Raw genomic sequence first — 16,012 nt, forward strand, 5'->3', positions numbered from 1 at the left:
CTTCCTTTGGTGGCTTGTGCCTGTAGCTTGTCTTTTGCGGCCGGCAAGGTCACGCCGGCGAAATGATGGAATCTGCGGGTAACGCCTGAGGCTTACTTGCGAGCCGCCTGGATTTCAGCAGGCTGGACGATCTGGCCGGTCTGGTTGGACCAGTTGTTCTTGGAGTAGCTGATCACGGCGGCGAGGTCGGTGTCGCTCAGCGCCTTCCAGGAAGGCATGGCGCCACCGGCGGCCCCATTGAGCACGGTCTGGATCTGCTTCTTGTGGTCTGCGTCGAGAACAATCGGCGAGCCGTCCAGCGGCTTGATCGGGCCAGCGCCCTTGCCGTTGGCCTGGTGGCAGGCGGCGCAATTGGCAGCGTACACTTTTTCACCGCGCGCCTTCAGGTCAACCAGCGTCCAGACTTTGGAAGGATCATCCGCCTTGGCTGCGGCTTCCTTGGCCTTGATCGCGACCCATGCACTGTAATCGGCTGCAGACACAACCCTCACATGGATGGGCATGTAGGCGTGTTCCTTGCCGCAGAGTTCCTGGCATTGGCCGTAGAAGTCGCCGACTTGCTCGGCACGGAACCAGGTGTCACGCACAAAACCGGGGATCGCATCCTGCTTGATGCCGAAGGCCGGCACCGCGAAGGCGTGGATCACGTCGCTGGCGGTGGTGATGATGCGGATTTTCTTGTTGACGGGAACAACCAGCGGGTTGTCGACCTTGAGCAGGTAGTTGTCGGGAGCTTCGCCGGCCTTGGGGCCGCCGTTGTCGGACATTTCGCGGTGCGTGTTGTCGAGTGTGGAGACAAAGCCGATGCCTTCGCCTTCGCCCTTGATGTAGTCGTAGCCCCATTTCCACTGGATGCCGGTGGCCTTGATGGTGAGGTCGGCGGCGGTGGTGTCCTTCTGGGCGACCAGCACCTTGGTGGCCGGAAGGGCCATGGCGATCACGATGATGAAGGGGACGATGGTCCAGGCAATTTCAACAGCAGTAGATTCGTGGAAATTGGCCGATTTGTGGCCGACCGACTTGCGGTGCTTGAGGATGGAATAAAACATCACCCCGAAAACAGCCACAAAAATCACGAGGCAGATGGCCATCATGAACCAGTGCAGCCATTGCTGCTCGGCGGCGATTTTGGTGGCAGCCGGATGCAGGTTCAGCTGATTGACGGCCGGGCCGCCCTTCAGGTCGTTGACGGCGTAAGCGGCGGTGCTGACCCAGGCGACCGCAGATGCCAGAATTGCGCCTGCATGCTGCATGCCAAGCCGTGTCATTTTGCTCATGGTGTTGCTTACGTTCATCGTGATCACTTTTTCTGCTTCAATTACCGACCAAATTAACCGGCTGATTATAAAGTTAGCGGCAAGCCCTCCTGCCGCACCTGAACTGACACAAGTCTTTCAGGAACTGTCAAACACTCCGCAACGCCATGCGAATCTCGCGGGCCAGCGCGGGCCGCAGCTCTGGCCGTACATGCCGCCCGACCTGGACAGACCGCCCCTGCCCGGACACCTCAATCAGCGACCCATCCCCATCCTTGGGCTCGATCCGGACCCATTCGCGGTTGAATTCAGCCCGCTCCGTGCGCCCTGCCGTTTCCAGCTCCACCACCAGCCGCTCGCCCTGAAGGACGATTTTTTCACCGTCGCCCGCATGCCTGGCATACGCCACAAAAGCAGCCCCCACCGCTATCAGCTCGATCCAGGCAAAAGGCATCACCATGGTGGCGCCCTTCAGCCAGAAAAATCCGGCAATACCCAGTGAAACACCGCACAAAGACACATACAGCCAGCCCAATTGGGCCGGTGTGAGTGAACAGTGACGCTTGAGAAGCCACAGCACAGCATCGTGGCTGTGGGCGCCCTGTGCGGGCAAGGTGGCAAAACGAAACGCTGGTGTTGGCTGCAGCATGTGGCAACCCTCAAAAAAACTGCGGTTAACGCTGGGCATTGACCGCATGAGGCTTGGGAACATACCCAAAAATTCAGCTTTGAATTGTAGCCGGGTTTACCTTGCCGCCCCTTCTGAAAACCCATCCACACCGGGGATTGGGCGCGGCTGCGCAACACCTGCCGGGCACCTAGCCGCCGGAGCGCTGGCCCTGCAGCATGCTGCGCATATCGGCGACCGACACCGCGCTGAGCGGACTGACCTTGATCCGCGGCGGCGCCTTGAGCGCGTGGCCATAAATGATTTCAAAGGTGAGGGACAACCGCCCGTCTTCGCCCCTGACGAGATGGCGGGACAGCGCGCTTTCAAGCTGCGCCTTCCAGGCCCGGCTCCGCAGGGCAGGAAACCGCGCCGGGTGAAAATTGCGGCCCAGCTCCCTGATGTCTTCCAGCAGCCTCGCGGGGGTCGCATAGGTGAGCGTGATGCGCTCCATGTCCATCACCGGCTCCGCAAACCCCGTCTGCACCAGCATGTCGCCCCAGTCATGCATGTCGGTCAGTTCATGCCCGGCCGGCGGCCAGCCCAGCTGCGCATATACCTCGCGCAACTCCTTCGCGGTATCCGGGCCCAGGCAGGAAAACATCAGAAAACCGTCCACCTTCAGCGCCTGGTGCCAGCGCGCCAGCAGGGCCTGCGGATCGGCCGATTCGTGCAGCGCCATGTTGGCCCAGAGCATGTCGGCAGTTCCTGCCGGTGGCGCCTCAAAGCGTATGGGGGCCGCCAGCCAACGGCGCGGATTCCACCACGGTTTTGCTATATTTTTGATAGCTTCTTGCGCACGTCCAGAGCTGCTTTCAACCACAAAACACCTTGATTTTGGGTATGCCCCGGCCAGTTTTTCCTGCGCCTGGATCCCTCCACGCAATGCTCCCCAGTGCACCCACGCACGCGGCTGCAGCTTGATCCATTGCAACCGGTCCATCATGCGCCGCGCCACTTCTTCATGAAGCCACGGCGAGGCCAGTGGAGCGGTGCGGTCCCAGCGGCTGACGGCGATCGGGTCGAGCGTGGGTGGGCGCTGTGTAGGGGTCATGAAAGGGAGCAAAAAGGGCAAAGGAAGCGCGGGGCCCGCCGAGGCAAGCGGGGAAGGTACGCGAGTATATTGACACGGTGTTCACACGCCTGCTTGCTCCCGCCACATTCCTGTCCCGGCCGACCGGCCGCTTTGGCGCCTTCCCCGGCTTGGCCAGCCAGTGCGCTGTGTGCCGCAGCTGGCCGGCGCGCCAGGTGTGCGGCGCCTGCGTGGCCCGGTTTGCCTTGGCCGGCCCGCGCTGCCCACGCTGCGCTCTCGCCTTGCCCGGTGACCTTTCCATGGGCCTTCGGGTTGGGCCGCAGCCCTGCGGCGCCTGTGTCAGCCACCCGCCACCGCTGGACGGCGCCTTTGCCGCGGTGCACTATGCCTACCCTTGGTCAGCCCTGATTGCGGGCTACAAATTCGGCGAGCAGCACGGCTGGGCCGCTTTTTTTGCCAAGCTGCTGGCCCGGTCGCCGGGCGTAGCCGGGCTCATGGCAGAACTGACCCCCGGCGACTGGATCGTTCCGGTGCCGCTGTCGGCGGAGCGCCTGCAGGTGCGCGGTTTCAACCAGGCCTGGGAGTTGTGTGTGGCACTGGCCCGGCAAACACGCACAGAGGGCCAAACCGATGCCAGCCTGCTGCTGCGGGTGAAGCACACGCGCCCGCAAAGCCAGCTCAAACGCAAGGACCGGCTGGCCAACGTCAAAGGGGCTTTCCAGGTGGATCCGCTGCGCACGGGGGAACTGCAGGGACGGCGCGTGGTGCTGGTTGACGACGTGATGACCAGCGGCGCCTCGCTGTATACGGCCGCACAGTCCTTGCGGGATGCGGGCGCCGCACATGTTGGCGCCGTTGTCCTTGCGCGGACCGAATAAAAGCCCCCACGCTTTTCACTTCGTGTAATACGCTGCCCCCCGAGGGGGCGCTGCACCTGCGGTCTGGCAAAGCCAGTCCCGCGGCCCCTGCTGGCAAAACCCCCCGATCAAACTCTCGATCACTGGAAGATAACTACGAGCGGGGGCAACATGGCGGGAACAGCCCCTTACCAACGCACCTGTGCCCGCCGCACGACAATCCAGCCATGTTCAATATTGTTCTGGTCGAGCCTGAGATCCCCCCCAACACCGGCAATGTCATCCGCCTGGCGGCCAATACGGGCTGCCGCCTGCACCTGGTGGAACCGCTGGGGTTTTCGATGGACGACAAACACATGCGCCGGGCGGGGCTCGATTACCACGAGTACGCCCAGGTGCTGCGGCATGCCAGCTGGCATGCCTTCCTTGAAAGTGAGCAACCACCCTCAGCCCGACTCTTTGCCATGACCACACACGGCTCCGCCAGCGTCTACGACGCGCGCTTCCTGCCCGGCGACTGGCTGGTTTTCGGCGCCGAAACCCGCGGCCTGGCGCCAGAGTTACGCGAATCCTTTGCGCCACCGCAGCGCCTCAAAGTGCCCATGCTACCGGGCCAGCGCAGCCTGAACCTCTCCAATACCGTGGCCGTTACCGTGTTTGAGGCCTGGCGGCAAAACGGGTTTTCAGGGTCGCCCGGCATGCGCGGATGAGACATAAGTCCGCTTTTGCCAACCTTTGAACTGGCGCCCCCTTGCCAGGATCTAGGTAAAAACCCTAAACTTCAATCCTTCAAGCCTAAAGTTCTCGCTGCAGGCCCGAACGTGCGGATTGCCACTACCCGGCCCTTCCTGCGTTATCCCTTCCCACCGCCCAGTCCACAAGACTGGAAGGAAAAACACAGTGAATATGGTCATCCAGCGTATTTTCGGCAACAGCACGTCCCGTCTTTCCAGCACCGCCAAAACAGCCAACCGGCTCTCGGTCGAGCAGATCCAGGAAAGCCTGCGCACCCTTTTGCAGGATTGCGAAGATCCGCGCACCTCACGGGTGATCTACAAGATCAGCCTGGCCAAAACCCCTTCCGACCTGTGGCTGCTGCGCAGCGACCTGCACCAATGCATCGCACATGCGCATTCCCAGACGGAAGCGGCCGAACGCATCAACGGCCTGATCGGTGTTTTTGAGGGCTGGCTGCCGGCCAGTCAGCTGACGCGCATCTAGCGCCAGCGGCACATTCAGGGGTATCGCCGCACCAGCGATTCCGCCACGCATACCGGCTTGGGCGAACCTTCGCGCTCCACAGTCACTTCCCAGGTCATTTGCATGCCGGCGTTGTCAATCGCCTCGGCCGCCAGCAGTTTCATGCGTGCCCGCAGACGGCTGCCGACGGGCACCGGCGCGGTAAATCGCACCTTGTTGAGCCCGTAATTCACGCCCATGCGCGAGCCGGCAATCTCAAACGACGACTCGAAAAACCGCGGCAGCAGTGACAAGGTCAGGAACCCATGGGCAATCGGCCCGCCGAACGGGCCGGCCGCCGCCTTTTCAGGGTCCACATGAATCCACTGGTGGTCGCCCGTCGCTTCGGCAAACAGGTTGACCTGTTGCTGCGTGATGGTGATCCAGTCGCTGACGGCGACTTCCTGGCCGGTGCAGGCGGCCAGGTCGGCCAGGGTTTCAAAGGTTTTCATGCCGCCACTGTAGCGACACATAGGGGCACGGCATGTCGGCTCAGCGACAAACCGGCGCGATGCTCAGAGGTTCAACGGTCAAGCCACCGGCAGATGCCCTGCCACTGTTCCATGTCTTTTTCAACACGGCTGGGTGCCACGTCAAACACCGTCAGCCCCCGAGCGGCCAGGTGAATGTAGTTCTGCGTGTCGCGCAGGTAACCCAGCACCGGCAAACCCAGCCCTTCGACGAAGCTGCGCAGCTTGTCGGCGGCAATCGTGCGTGAATCCACGCGCATGCCGACAATGCCCACCTGCATCTTGCCGGCGTGCTTGTGTTCCGCCAGTTGGTCCAGGAAGGTGCGCGTGGCAAAGATGTCGAAGACGCTGGGCTGCAGCGGCACGATGACCTTGTCGGCCAGCTTCAAGACATCGTTAAAGCGCGAGCCATGCAACCCGCCGGGCGTGTCGAGCACCACATGCGTCGTGCCCTTGGGGGGTTTGACGATCAGGTCTGCATTCACATCCCAGGTGGCAATCGGCCGGGCGGCGGGCGGCCGCAGCCCCAGCCACAACCGTGAAGACTGCTGCCGGTCGGCGTCTCCCAGCATGACCGCATGGCCCTGGCTGGCAAAGTATCCGGCAACGTTGGTGGCCAGCGTCGTTTTGCCGACGCCCCCCTTCGGATTGGCGATCACAACCACGGGCATGCGAATCTCCTCGGTTTGGAACTTGTCGTTCCTGGGAACTCTTGGTCTTGCTTTTCCGCTATGGTAACGGCATGGACACAGTTCTCACAACCACTGATAAATCGGCGGGCAACACGGCAAATCCTGATATTTATGTCATTGCAGCCCATCCCGCCTGGCGCGAATCACGGGTCAACCGCCCGCTGATGGAGGCCGCGAAGGCCCTGCCCCGTGTCCGGGTGCAAGACCTGTACTCGAGCTATCCCGACTACGCCATCGACGTGCCCAAAGAGCAGGCCGCCCTGGAAAGCGCGCAACTGGTGGTGCTGCTCCACCCCATGCATTGGTACTCGATGCCCGCGCTGCAAAAGCTCTGGCTGGACGACGTGCTCACCTACGGCTGGGCCTACGGCGAAGGTGAGGAGGAAGGCGCAAAAGGCCGGGCACTGCAGGGTAAAGACCTGTGGCTGGTTGCCACCACAGGCGGCCCCGAAACGTCCTATCACCCACAAGGCTACAACCGCTACTTTTTTGATGCCTTCCTGCCGCCGTACGAGCAAAGCGCCGTGCTGTGCGGCATGCGTTTTTTGCCGCCTCTGGTGTTGCACGGCGCCCACAGCGTTGACAGGCAAACCGTTACCGATCACATCGCAACCTTCCGCCAGCGCCTGCAAAGCTACCCCGACTGGCCTGAACTGGAAGACCTGGAGCAATGTGCCGCCTGCGTGGTTCCGATGAAGGATCGGCCTGCGCCAGAAGCTGCGGCCGACTTGCCGAACGGACACGCTGCGCGGCTGGCCGTCGGGCCGCCCCAAGGCCAGGCAGCCCCTATTGAAAGTGAAAGGGGCAGCGTAACGCCGAAGGCACACGAAGTGAAAAGCGTGGGGGCTCGATAACTATGGAGCATGCACCCGCCTGGCTGACCAACAGCTTTATTTACCTGGCCGCCGCCGTCATTGCCGTGCCGCTGGCCAAAAAACTCGGCCTCGGTTCCATCATCGGCTACCTGGCCGCCGGCATCGCCATAGGCCCCTGGGGCCTGGGCCTGGTTACCAATGTGCAGGACATCCTCCACTTCGCCGAGTTTGGCGTGGTGTTGATGCTGTTCCTGGTGGGGCTGGAGCTGGAGCCCAAACGCCTGTGGAATCTGCGCCGGCCCATCTTCGGCTGGGGCAGTGCCCAGGTGCTGGGGTGCGCCGCCCTGCTCACAGGCGTCGCGATGGCATTTGGCGTGAGCTGGCAAATAGCGCTGGTGGCCGGCCTCGGGCTGGCGCTGTCGTCCACCGCCATCGCGCTGCAGGCCATCGGCGAGCGCCACCTGATGCCGACATCGAGCGGCCAGGCCGGGTTTTCCATCCTGCTGTTCCAGGACGTGGCGGCCATCCCGATTCTCGCGCTGTTGCCCCTGCTGGGCGCAATCGGTGGAGAAAATGAGGCTGTAGCGCATACCAGTCGTGCGCTGGAAGCTATCAAAATCGTAGCGGCCATCGTCGGCATCATCCTGGGCGGCCGCCTGCTGCTGCGGCCCCTGCTGCGCTGGATCGCCAACAGCGGTACACCTGAAATTTTTACCGCAGCCTCGCTGCTGCTGGTGGTGGGCATTGCGGCGCTGATGCAGTTCGTCGGCCTGTCGATGGCCCTGGGCGCTTTTCTGGCGGGTGTGCTGCTGGCGGAAAGTGAATACCGCCGCGAACTCGAAACCGATATCGAGCCTTTCAAGGGCCTGCTGCTGGGCCTCTTCTTCATTGCCGTCGGCATGAGCATCGACTTTGGCGTGCTCTGGAAATCGCCCGGGCTGATGGCCGCCATCCTGGTGGGCTTCCTCGGTTTGAAACTGGTGGTGATTTACGGCCTGGCGCGCCTCATGAAGCTGCCTTTCCAGGAACGCCCGGTGTTCGCGGTACTGCTGGCGCAGGGCGGCGAGTTCGCCTTCGTCGTGTTCCAGGCAGCAGCCGGGGCGCATGTGTTTTCCGCTGAGATCGCCTCACTGCTGATAGGCGCGGTGGCACTGTCCATGCTGCTGAGCCCGCTGCTGCTGGTGGCCGTCGACAAGTTGTTGCTGCCGCGCTGGGCCGGCTGCGACACGCCGCAACTCGAAGAAATCTCCGAGCAGCAGGAGGCGCCCATCATCATTGCCGGTTTCGGCCGCTACGGCCAGATCGTCGGCCGCATGCTGCTGGCCCAGGGCATTCCGGCCACCGTGCTGGACCACGACGCGGAAATGGTCGAAACCGTGCGGGCTTTCGGCTACCGGGTGTTTTACGGCGATGCGACGCGGCTGGACCTGTTGCGCACGGCCGGCGCGGCCACAGCCAAAATCCTGGTGCTGTCGGTCGACGACATGGAGCAATCGCTCAAGATCGTCGACCTGGCGCGCGAGCATTTTCCGCAGATGCAGATCGTCGCCCGCGCGCGTGACGTGACGCACTGGAACGCGCTGCGTGACCGCGGCGTGATGCAGGTGGAACGTGAGGTGTTCGAGTCCAGCCTGCGCAGCGCGCGCACGGTGCTGGAACTGCTGGGCCAGCCGCCGCACGAAGCGCGCCAGGCGGCGATGCGCTTTCGCCGGCACAACCTCGAGCTGTTTGAACGCATGTACCCGCACCGCAAGGACCGTACCAAGGTCATCGCCGTGGCCACCCAGGGGCGTTTACAACTGGAAGAGCAGCTGGCCCAGGAACGCCAGCAACAGGCGCAGCGCCGGCCTGCTGCCTGGCATGCCCAGGAATCCGAATAAAAACAGCTCCAGGCCTTTAGTAGCGGGCGCGAGCAGCTATTGATTTTATAGCACCCGCCTGTCCAGGGATATTGAACGGCAATTACCGGTTCGACTGCTGCTCGGCGTCACGCCGCCGCTGCTCCATGGCACGTCGCTCCACACAAACCGGGTGCTGGGCGAAGCCCGGCTTGGCACACTGCTCAGACATGCAGATCTGGAAACCGAGGAGGATGCGCCCTTCACAGGCCTGCCGCGGATTGCCGGTAGCCGCCTGCGGCGCCGGTGTGGCAGCTTGGTCGGTCACCGAAGGGGAAGGGGTAGCAGCGGATTTGGGCTGAACCTGTTTGGCCTGCCGTTCTTTTTCCAATGCAGCTTTTCGGGTAGCGGCCGCAGCCGCAAGCGCTGCCCTAGAGGCTGCAGACAGGGGTGCCTTCGCCACAGAAGAGGAAGCAGCCGAGGCCGCAAGCTGGGCCTGCGCAGCTGGCACTGCGGGTGCAGCTGCAGCAGGCGCCGCAGACACCACGGGCGAAGTGGAAGCTGCCGGCGTGGCCACCGCCGCGCCGGGCGCTGCCTTGGCCGCTATATTGGCCGGTATGGCAGACGGGGCGGCAGGGGCAGCGCGACCGGAAAGGGATTTCCATCCAAGGCCAATCACGGCCAGCGCCACCAGGCCCGCCAGACCCCACACCAGGTAGCGGTAGGGTGCAGGTGAAGCTGCCTTTGCGGGTGTCGTTGCGACCCCGGGCGACGCCAGGGGACTGCGCCGCCGTGCCGATTTTGACTTTATCGGCGGCCGTGCGGCGTCGTTGGTATTCGCGGCTGGGCCCATGGCGGGAATTGCGGCTGCACCTTGCGTTGGCCGCCCGCTGGCAGGCTCAGGTGCTGCCGGGCTCACGGGTGCCTCGCTGAACACGGTCTCCGGCCAGTCGGTGGATGCATCATGCTCTTCCTGGTCCGGCTGAGCCGCCGCAGCGACCACCGGTGTCCCCAGGCGCGTGGCATCCGGGTCATCGGCGGCGGGCTTCACCGGCACATGAGGCGGCAAAGGCGCCTTGGCTGCCGCCTCTTCAAGGGCCTTCCAGGCCATATCGGTGTCGGTCCCGGAGGCGGATACGCTGGCCGGCGCTGGAGGGGCTGGTTGTGTATCGGGACGCGGAACAATCAGCGTTCCGGTACCCAGGCGCCGGCCGATGTCCGAGTCGTCTGCGCCAGGCACGCCGAGTTTTTTGAGGCGGCGGCGCGCCAGGTCGGCATAGATACCCGACGGGAACTTGGCCAGAAAGCCCTGGATGTCTTCCACATCCATGGACTCCTTGATGTCTTTCCAGTAGACGAGCTCGAGCTCCTGCGTCACGACCGAGATGTTGGCGCTGGTGCCTGACGGCTGGTCAACCAGCGCTTCGCCGGACAGCATGGTGGAAGTCCAGGTTGAACTGCTGCCGGGCCCGGGCGGCACGGCGGTCGGAACCACCGAGATATCGGGCGCCTCGCGTGCCGCGGCCTGCAGCGCAGCAAGGAACTCCTGCGCGCTGGCATAACGCTGGTCGCGCGATTTGGCCAGGGCCTTGGCCACCACGGCATCCAGCGCAGCGGGCAATCGGGCATTGAACGCACCCGGCATGACCGGGGTATGCCCGACGATCTGCTGGATGGTGGCGAAGTCGGTGTCACCGTCAAACGGCCGCTTCCCGGTGAGCAGTTGATACAGCACGATGCCAGCGGCAAACAGGTCTGCGCGGGCGTCAATCGGCCGGCCCTGCACCTGCTCGGGCGACATGTATTTCAGCGTTCCGACCATGGAACCCTGCGTACGGGTGGCTTCGCCGGAATCCTGGATGCGTGCCACACCAAAGTCGGTGAGCTTGACACGCCCGCTCGTCTCGATCAGCAGGTTGGCCGGTTTGATGTCGCGGTGGACGATGCTTTGCCTGTGCGCGTAATCCAGCGCCGAAAGCAGGTCACCCATGATGCCCAGGGTCTGCTCCAGGGTGTAGAGGTTGCCCTTGTCCAGGTGGTGCTTGAGGTCGTCGCCGTCGACGAATTCCATGACCAGGAAGGCAATGTCGCCGTCACGGTCGGAGTCATAGACGCTGACAATATGCGGATGCTGCAGGCGCGCCGCAGACCGGGCCTCGGTGCGAAAACGCACTTCGTACTCTGCGGCGGCTTCTTCCGACAGATTTTCGACCTTGATGGTCTTGATCGCCACCCGGCGGTCAAGATTGGGATCCCGCCCCTCATACACCAGCCCCATCGCCCCCTTGCCGAGGACGCGGATGAGATCGTAACGGCCAAGTTTCTTGAGACTCATGAGGGAATGGAAATGGACGTAACTGGCGGAAACCGTGCTGCGGGCCTGTGGGGGACGCCTACGTCTTGAAACAAAAAACGATTCTAGCCTGCATCATGCAGCGAAAAAGGTCCGGAATCCGCCCTCTTCCGCGGATCAGGTCCTGATGGAAAACGTGACAAGCGGGGCATTTTCGTCGGTACGCTCGCAGCCCGGCACGATCTGGCCGCTGCCAACCAGGTAGCACTCGGTGCGCCGCAGCACCACCGCCTCACTCTGGTTGCCCAGGTACACCCAGGTGCCGTAGCTGGAAGCGTCTGTCAATACAAAATGCCCGCCGCGCCATTCGAGGGTGGCATGCATGCGCGAAACACGGGGGTCGTTCAAGGTCAGCGCCGCATCGGCGGCCCGGCCCAGCGCCAGCTTGCTGCTTTTCGAATCCAGCCTGACGGTTTGTTCCGCAAAGCTGAGTTCGAGGAAGGCCTGGCTGGGTGAAGAGAACATCGAACGCCCGGCCATCGTGGCATCCTCGTCGCGGCCAGCCTGCCATTCGACCCGGTAGACATGGCTGGCTTCAGCCCTGCCGCGCAGGTACATGGGGCCCATGCTGCGCAGGGATGCCCTCTGGGCGGGCAACAGGGCGGTCCAGACGTTTTCGGTCGTGAGGATCTGGGCGGCACCCGCAAGGTCTGCGAGCCGGGCGGCGGAATTGACGGTGTCACCGAAACAGTCGCCGTCGATTTCAACCACTTCACCCGACTCGATACCCATCTGCATCTGTACCGGGGTGCCGCTGCCGCCCGGCTTGATCGGTTTTTCCTGAAGGCGTTTCTGGATGCTGATGCAGGCCGACAGCGCGTCACCTTCGTTGGGAAACACCACAAAGAGGCCGTCACCCAGCAACTTGACCACCCGCCCCTGGTGTTGCTGGAAAACCTGGCTCAGCACGCCGATGAGCTGGGTCACGAAGTGCGATGCCGTTTCATCGCCCAGCCGTTCGAACATGCTGGTGCTGCCCACAAGATCCGCAAAAACGACTGTGGTCATGAGGGGCGTTAGCCGCGGTGCGCGCTTCTTGTTCTCATGCCAGCGATTCTCACAGAAATTTGCAGTGAAGAGGCCGGTGAAATTCCCGGGCTCTCCGCAACAACCCAGCGGATGCGCCGGGTTTCACAGGCCGCAGTAGACGGGAAAGGGAAATACCGGTAAAGCAATTGCAGGGCGGTATCAAAACCTGCGCTACCTGCTTCATGCGTTTTTAACGGAAAGCATCCCAAAGCAGCTTGCACCCGGTCAGCAGCATGCCGACATACAGCAGACGGTAGAAAAGCACCGGGCTGATGCTCCGGGCCATGCGCACGCCTATCCACACGCCCAGTGGCGCCAGCGGCAGCAAAACCAGCGAAGTCGCCATGTTGCGCAGGTCAAGCAGGCCCAGCCAGGCATACGGAATCCACTTGGAAAGGTTGATGACAAAAAAGAAGGCGGCCATGGTGGCCGTGAACTTCACAGGGCTCAGGCGCATGGGAATCACATAGGCGCTCAGGGGCGGCCCGCCTGCGTGAGACACAAAGCTCGTGAAGCCCGAGGTCACCGTCAGAATGGCGCCCAGCCACTTGGGTGGTGGCGGGCTGTCGGGCCGGGGCGGGAACAACAGTCGCTGCGCCAAAAACAACAAGGTGAATATTCCCACCACCCCAGCCACGACCCTGGCGTCCAGCACCTTGAACAACAGCGCCCCCACCACGGTTCCCACCAAACCAAAAGGGATCAGGAATTTCAGAAACTTCACATCGAAGTCCCGGCGAAAAGCCGCCAGCCCCAGCAAGTCCATCAGCAGCAGGACAGGCATCAGGATGGCGGCGGCCTGGGGCACCGTGACGGCCAGCGCCATGACGGGAACCGCAAGAGAACCGAAGCCGGCCCCAAAACCACTTTTGCTGATGCCCAGCATCAGCACGGCAGGAATCGCCACCGCATAGAAAAAGGGGTCGGTGATCAGCGGGAAATCCATGGATTCAAGCGAAAAACATCAGTTACCCAGAAGGGACGGGCGCAAGCAGCTATTAAAACAATAGCAGACCGGAACCGAGGATGTATTTCACCACAGGCCGTCCATGCAATGGCGATCGCCTCAGACGCCCCCGTGCGCGAGGGGATGCCCAGTCACGGTCTGGGCTAGACACGCTCCAGAATCACCGCGATGCCCTGCCCTACTCCGATGCACATGGTGGCCAGCGCATAACGGCCGCCTCCCTTGTGCAACTGGTTGACGGCCGTGGTGGCCAGGCGCGCGCCCGAGGCGCCCAGCGGGTGACCCAGCGCGATGGCGCCGCCGTTGGGGTTGACGCGCGGATCGTCGTCCCGCACACCCAACATGCGCAGCACAGCCAGACCTTGAGCTGCAAAGGCTTCGTTGAGTTCGATCACGTCCATCTGCGCCATCGTGAGACCGGTGAGCGCCAGCACTTTTTGTGTGGCCGGGGCAGGGCCGATGCCCATGATGCGCGGCGCCACACCGGCAGTGGCCATGCCGACCACGCGCGCCTTGGGTGTAAGGCCGTTCTTTGCGGCAGTGGCTTCGTCGGCCAGCAGCAACGCGCAAGCGCCGTCATTCACGCCGCTGGCGTTGCCGGCGGTCACTGTGCCGTCGGGCCGCACCACGCCCTTGAGCCTGGCCAGCGCTTCGAGCGAGGTTTCACGTGGGTGTTCGTCTTTGCTCACCACGATGGGGTCGCCCTTTTTCTGGGCAATCGTCACCGGCGTGATCTCAGCGTCGAAGTAGCCGGCCTTTTGTGCGGCCACGGCTTTGAGCTGGCTGGCCAGCGCCATTTTGTCCTGGTCTTCGCGGCTGATCTTGTAGTCGGTAGCGACGTTCTCGGCCGTCTCGGGCATGGCATCAACGCCGTATTTTTCTTTCATCAGCTTGTTGATGAAACGCCAGCCGATGGTGGTGTCATACACCGCGTTTGCGCGGCTGAAGGCGCTCTCGGCCTTGGGCATCACAAAGGGCGCGCGGCTCATGCTCTCGACACCGCCGGCGATCATCAGGGTGGCCTCGCCCGACTTGATGGCACGTGCGGCGCTGCCCAAGGCATCCAGGCCCGAGCCGCACAGGCGGTTGATGGTGGAGCCCGGCACGTCCATGGGCAGGCCCGCCAGCAAGGCGGCCATGCGCGCCACATTGCGATTGTCTTCCCCGGCCTGGTTGGCGCAGCCGTAGAGCACATCTGTGACGGCCTGCCAATCCACGTTCGGGTTGCGCGCCATCAGCGCCTTGATCGGGATCGCACCCAGGTCGTCGGTGCGCACGCTGCTGAGGGCGCCGCCGTAGCGGCCGAAGGGGGTGCGGATGGCGTCGCAAATGAAAGCTTGGGTCATGGTGTGTGTGCGTTGAGAGAAGTGAGATCAGGCGGCCGCAATCGGCAGGCCCACCAGTTTTTCAAGTTCGGTGTGTGTGAGGCCTTCGACGGTGTCGATCAGCTTCAGACCCTGCGGTGTGCATTCCAGCGTGGCGATGTCGGAGTACACACGCTTGACGCAGGCGATGCCGGTCAGCGGATAAGTGCATTGCTGCACCAGCTTGCTGGCGCCCTGCTTGGTCAGCAAATCCATCATCACCCAGGTTTGCCGCGCGCCTATGGCGAGGTCCATGGCGCCACCCACTGCGGGAATCGCGCCTGGCTCGCCGGTGCTCCAGTTGGCCAGGTCGCCCGTGGCCGAGACCTGAAACGCGCCCAGTACGCAGATGTCGAGGTGGCCCCCGCGCATCATCGCGAAACTGTCGGCATGGTGGAAGAAGGAGCCACCCTTGAGCAGCGTTACCGGCTGCTTGCCGGCGTTGATCAGGTCATAGTCTTCCTCGCCTTCGGCAGGCGCAGGTCCCATGCCGAGAATGCCGTTTTCGCTTTGGAGAATAACCTCGCGCCCGGCCGGCAAATGGTTGGCTACCAGCGTGGGCTGTCCGATGCCGAGGTTGACGACGGCCCCGTCAAAAATGTCTTGCGCGACGCGGGCTGCGAGCTGGTCTTTGGTACGGCGTTGGTAGGTCATGGTCATGCCGCCTTTTTAAAACCGCCTGCTTGCGTGGCGGTGCGTTGAATCTTCACGATGTGATGGACAAAGATGCCCGGGGTCACAACGGCTTCGGGGTCCAGCGCGCCGAGCTCGACGATCTCGTGCACGGTGGCAATCGTCTTTTCCGACGCGGTCGCCATTACCGGGCCAAAGTTGCGTGCGGCCATGCGGTAGGTGAGGTTGCCCCAACGGTCGCCGCGCTCAGCCTTGATAAGGGCCACGTCACCGCGGATAGGCATCTCAAGCACGTATTGCTTGCCGTTGATTTCGCGGGTTTCCTTGGCGCTGCCGTCGGCGTTGCGCGCCAGCTCGGTGCCATAACCCGTGGGGCAGAAGAAGGCGCCTATGCCGGCGCCCGCGGCGCGTATGCGCTCGGCCAGGTTGCCTTGCGGCACGAGTTCGAGCTCGAGCTTGCCGCTGCGGTACAGGCCGTCAAACACCTGGCTGTCAGCCTGGCGCGGAAAGCTGCAGATGATCTTGCGCACGCGCCCGGCCTTGAGCAGCGCCGCCAGGCCCGTTTCGGCATTGCCGGCGTTGTTGTTCACTACCGTCAGGTCTTTGGCGCCCTGCTCTATCAGGCCGTCGATCAGCTCATTGGGGATGCCGGCAGTGCCGAAGCCGCCAATCAGCACGGTTGAGCCGTCTTTCACATCCGCCAGCGCGTCGGCGACGGAGGCGGCAATTTTGTTGATCATTCCAAAGTCTCCAGCTGCGGGCGGCTTGCAGAAATCATTGAGCCACCGCTTAAATATTG

The 16,012-nt window shown here is 63.1% G+C and carries 16 protein-coding genes; 5 read left to right on the forward strand and 11 right to left on the reverse strand.

What is annotated here, in order from left to right; translation table 11 throughout:
• Nucleotides 1-92 precede the first annotated feature (92 nt).
• The 3 genes from coxB to AC1DWQ_RS03015 all read right to left on the reverse strand — a co-directional run bounded on the left by coxB (nt 93) and on the right by AC1DWQ_RS03015 (nt 2,977).
• Entirely contained in the window at nt 93-1,268 is a 1,176-nt protein-coding gene (gene coxB / locus AC1DWQ_RS03005) for a cytochrome c oxidase subunit II (protein ID WP_477668918.1), read from the reverse strand.
• Nucleotides 1,269-1,404: 136 nt separating this feature from the next.
• A complete protein-coding gene (locus AC1DWQ_RS03010; RefSeq protein WP_477668303.1) occupies nt 1,405-1,905 on the reverse strand; it encodes a DUF2244 domain-containing protein in 501 nt (166 codons plus the stop codon).
• Between the two features lie 169 nt (nt 1,906-2,074).
• Complete coding sequence (locus AC1DWQ_RS03015) at nt 2,075-2,977, reverse strand: biotin synthase (RefSeq protein ID WP_477668304.1); 903 nt, start codon at nt 2,975-2,977, stop codon at nt 2,075-2,077.
• A 77-nt stretch (nt 2,978-3,054) separates the two neighbouring features.
• On the opposite strand from AC1DWQ_RS03015, the gene AC1DWQ_RS03020 reads away from it, so the two are divergent.
• The 3 genes from AC1DWQ_RS03020 to AC1DWQ_RS03030 all read left to right on the forward strand — a co-directional run bounded on the left by AC1DWQ_RS03020 (nt 3,055) and on the right by AC1DWQ_RS03030 (nt 5,034).
• On the forward strand, nt 3,055-3,834 hold the full coding sequence (locus AC1DWQ_RS03020) for a ComF family protein (protein ID WP_477668305.1): 780 nt from the start codon (nt 3,055-3,057) through the stop codon (nt 3,832-3,834).
• A 206-nt stretch (nt 3,835-4,040) separates the two neighbouring features.
• Nucleotides 4,041-4,523 (forward strand): tRNA (uridine(34)/cytosine(34)/5-carboxymethylaminomethyluridine(34)-2'-O)-methyltransferase TrmL, encoded by a 483-nt coding sequence (trmL, locus tag AC1DWQ_RS03025; RefSeq protein ID WP_477668306.1) that lies wholly within the window; start codon nt 4,041-4,043, stop codon nt 4,521-4,523.
• A gap of 190 nt (nt 4,524-4,713) precedes the next feature.
• A complete protein-coding gene (locus AC1DWQ_RS03030) occupies nt 4,714-5,034 on the forward strand; it encodes a hypothetical protein (RefSeq protein ID WP_477668307.1) in 321 nt (106 codons plus the stop codon).
• Between the two features lie 14 nt (nt 5,035-5,048).
• Here the strand turns inward: AC1DWQ_RS03030 and AC1DWQ_RS03035 are convergent, their stop codons facing one another.
• Nucleotides 5,049-5,504, reverse strand: a complete 456-nt coding sequence (locus AC1DWQ_RS03035) for a MaoC family dehydratase (RefSeq protein ID WP_477668308.1) — start codon at nt 5,502-5,504, stop codon at nt 5,049-5,051.
• Nucleotides 5,505-5,575: 71 nt separating this feature from the next.
• Nucleotides 5,576-6,193 carry a nucleotide-binding protein gene (locus AC1DWQ_RS03040; protein ID WP_457282227.1) on the reverse strand — a complete coding sequence of 206 codons (618 nt, stop codon included), beginning with the start codon at nt 6,191-6,193 and terminating at the stop codon, nt 5,576-5,578.
• Between the two features lie 71 nt (nt 6,194-6,264).
• Between AC1DWQ_RS03040 and kefF the strand changes: the two genes are divergently transcribed.
• A complete protein-coding gene (kefF, locus tag AC1DWQ_RS03045; protein WP_477668309.1) occupies nt 6,265-7,068 on the forward strand; it encodes a glutathione-regulated potassium-efflux system oxidoreductase KefF in 804 nt (267 codons plus the stop codon).
• 2 nt (nt 7,069-7,070) lie between these two features.
• On the forward strand, nt 7,071-8,909 hold the full coding sequence (kefC, locus tag AC1DWQ_RS03050) for a glutathione-regulated potassium-efflux system protein KefC (protein ID WP_477668310.1): 1,839 nt from the start codon (nt 7,071-7,073) through the stop codon (nt 8,907-8,909).
• 82 nt (nt 8,910-8,991) lie between these two features.
• Here kefC and AC1DWQ_RS03055 read toward each other — a convergent pair whose 3' ends face one another.
• The 6 genes from AC1DWQ_RS03055 to AC1DWQ_RS03080 form a co-directional block, all read right to left on the reverse strand.
• Entirely contained in the window at nt 8,992-11,202 is a 2,211-nt protein-coding gene (locus tag AC1DWQ_RS03055) for a serine/threonine-protein kinase (RefSeq protein ID WP_477668311.1), read from the reverse strand.
• A 135-nt stretch (nt 11,203-11,337) separates the two neighbouring features.
• Nucleotides 11,338-12,228, reverse strand: a complete 891-nt coding sequence (locus AC1DWQ_RS03060) for an adenylate/guanylate cyclase domain-containing protein (RefSeq protein ID WP_457282231.1) — start codon at nt 12,226-12,228, stop codon at nt 11,338-11,340.
• A gap of 211 nt (nt 12,229-12,439) precedes the next feature.
• Entirely contained in the window at nt 12,440-13,195 is a 756-nt protein-coding gene (locus AC1DWQ_RS03065) for a sulfite exporter TauE/SafE family protein (protein WP_477657778.1), read from the reverse strand.
• 164 nt (nt 13,196-13,359) lie between these two features.
• Entirely contained in the window at nt 13,360-14,562 is a 1,203-nt protein-coding gene (pcaF, locus tag AC1DWQ_RS03070; RefSeq protein ID WP_477668312.1) for a 3-oxoadipyl-CoA thiolase, read from the reverse strand.
• A gap of 27 nt (nt 14,563-14,589) precedes the next feature.
• Nucleotides 14,590-15,240 (reverse strand): 3-oxoacid CoA-transferase subunit B, encoded by a 651-nt coding sequence (locus tag AC1DWQ_RS03075; RefSeq protein ID WP_477668313.1) that lies wholly within the window; start codon nt 15,238-15,240, stop codon nt 14,590-14,592.
• A complete protein-coding gene (locus AC1DWQ_RS03080) occupies nt 15,237-15,953 on the reverse strand; it encodes a 3-oxoacid CoA-transferase subunit A (protein ID WP_477668314.1) in 717 nt (238 codons plus the stop codon). Before AC1DWQ_RS03080 ends, AC1DWQ_RS03075 begins: the two co-directional genes overlap by 4 nt.
• Nucleotides 15,954-16,012: the final 59 nt, after the last annotated feature.

This window comes from Polaromonas sp. P2_G11 (assembly GCF_056403595.1).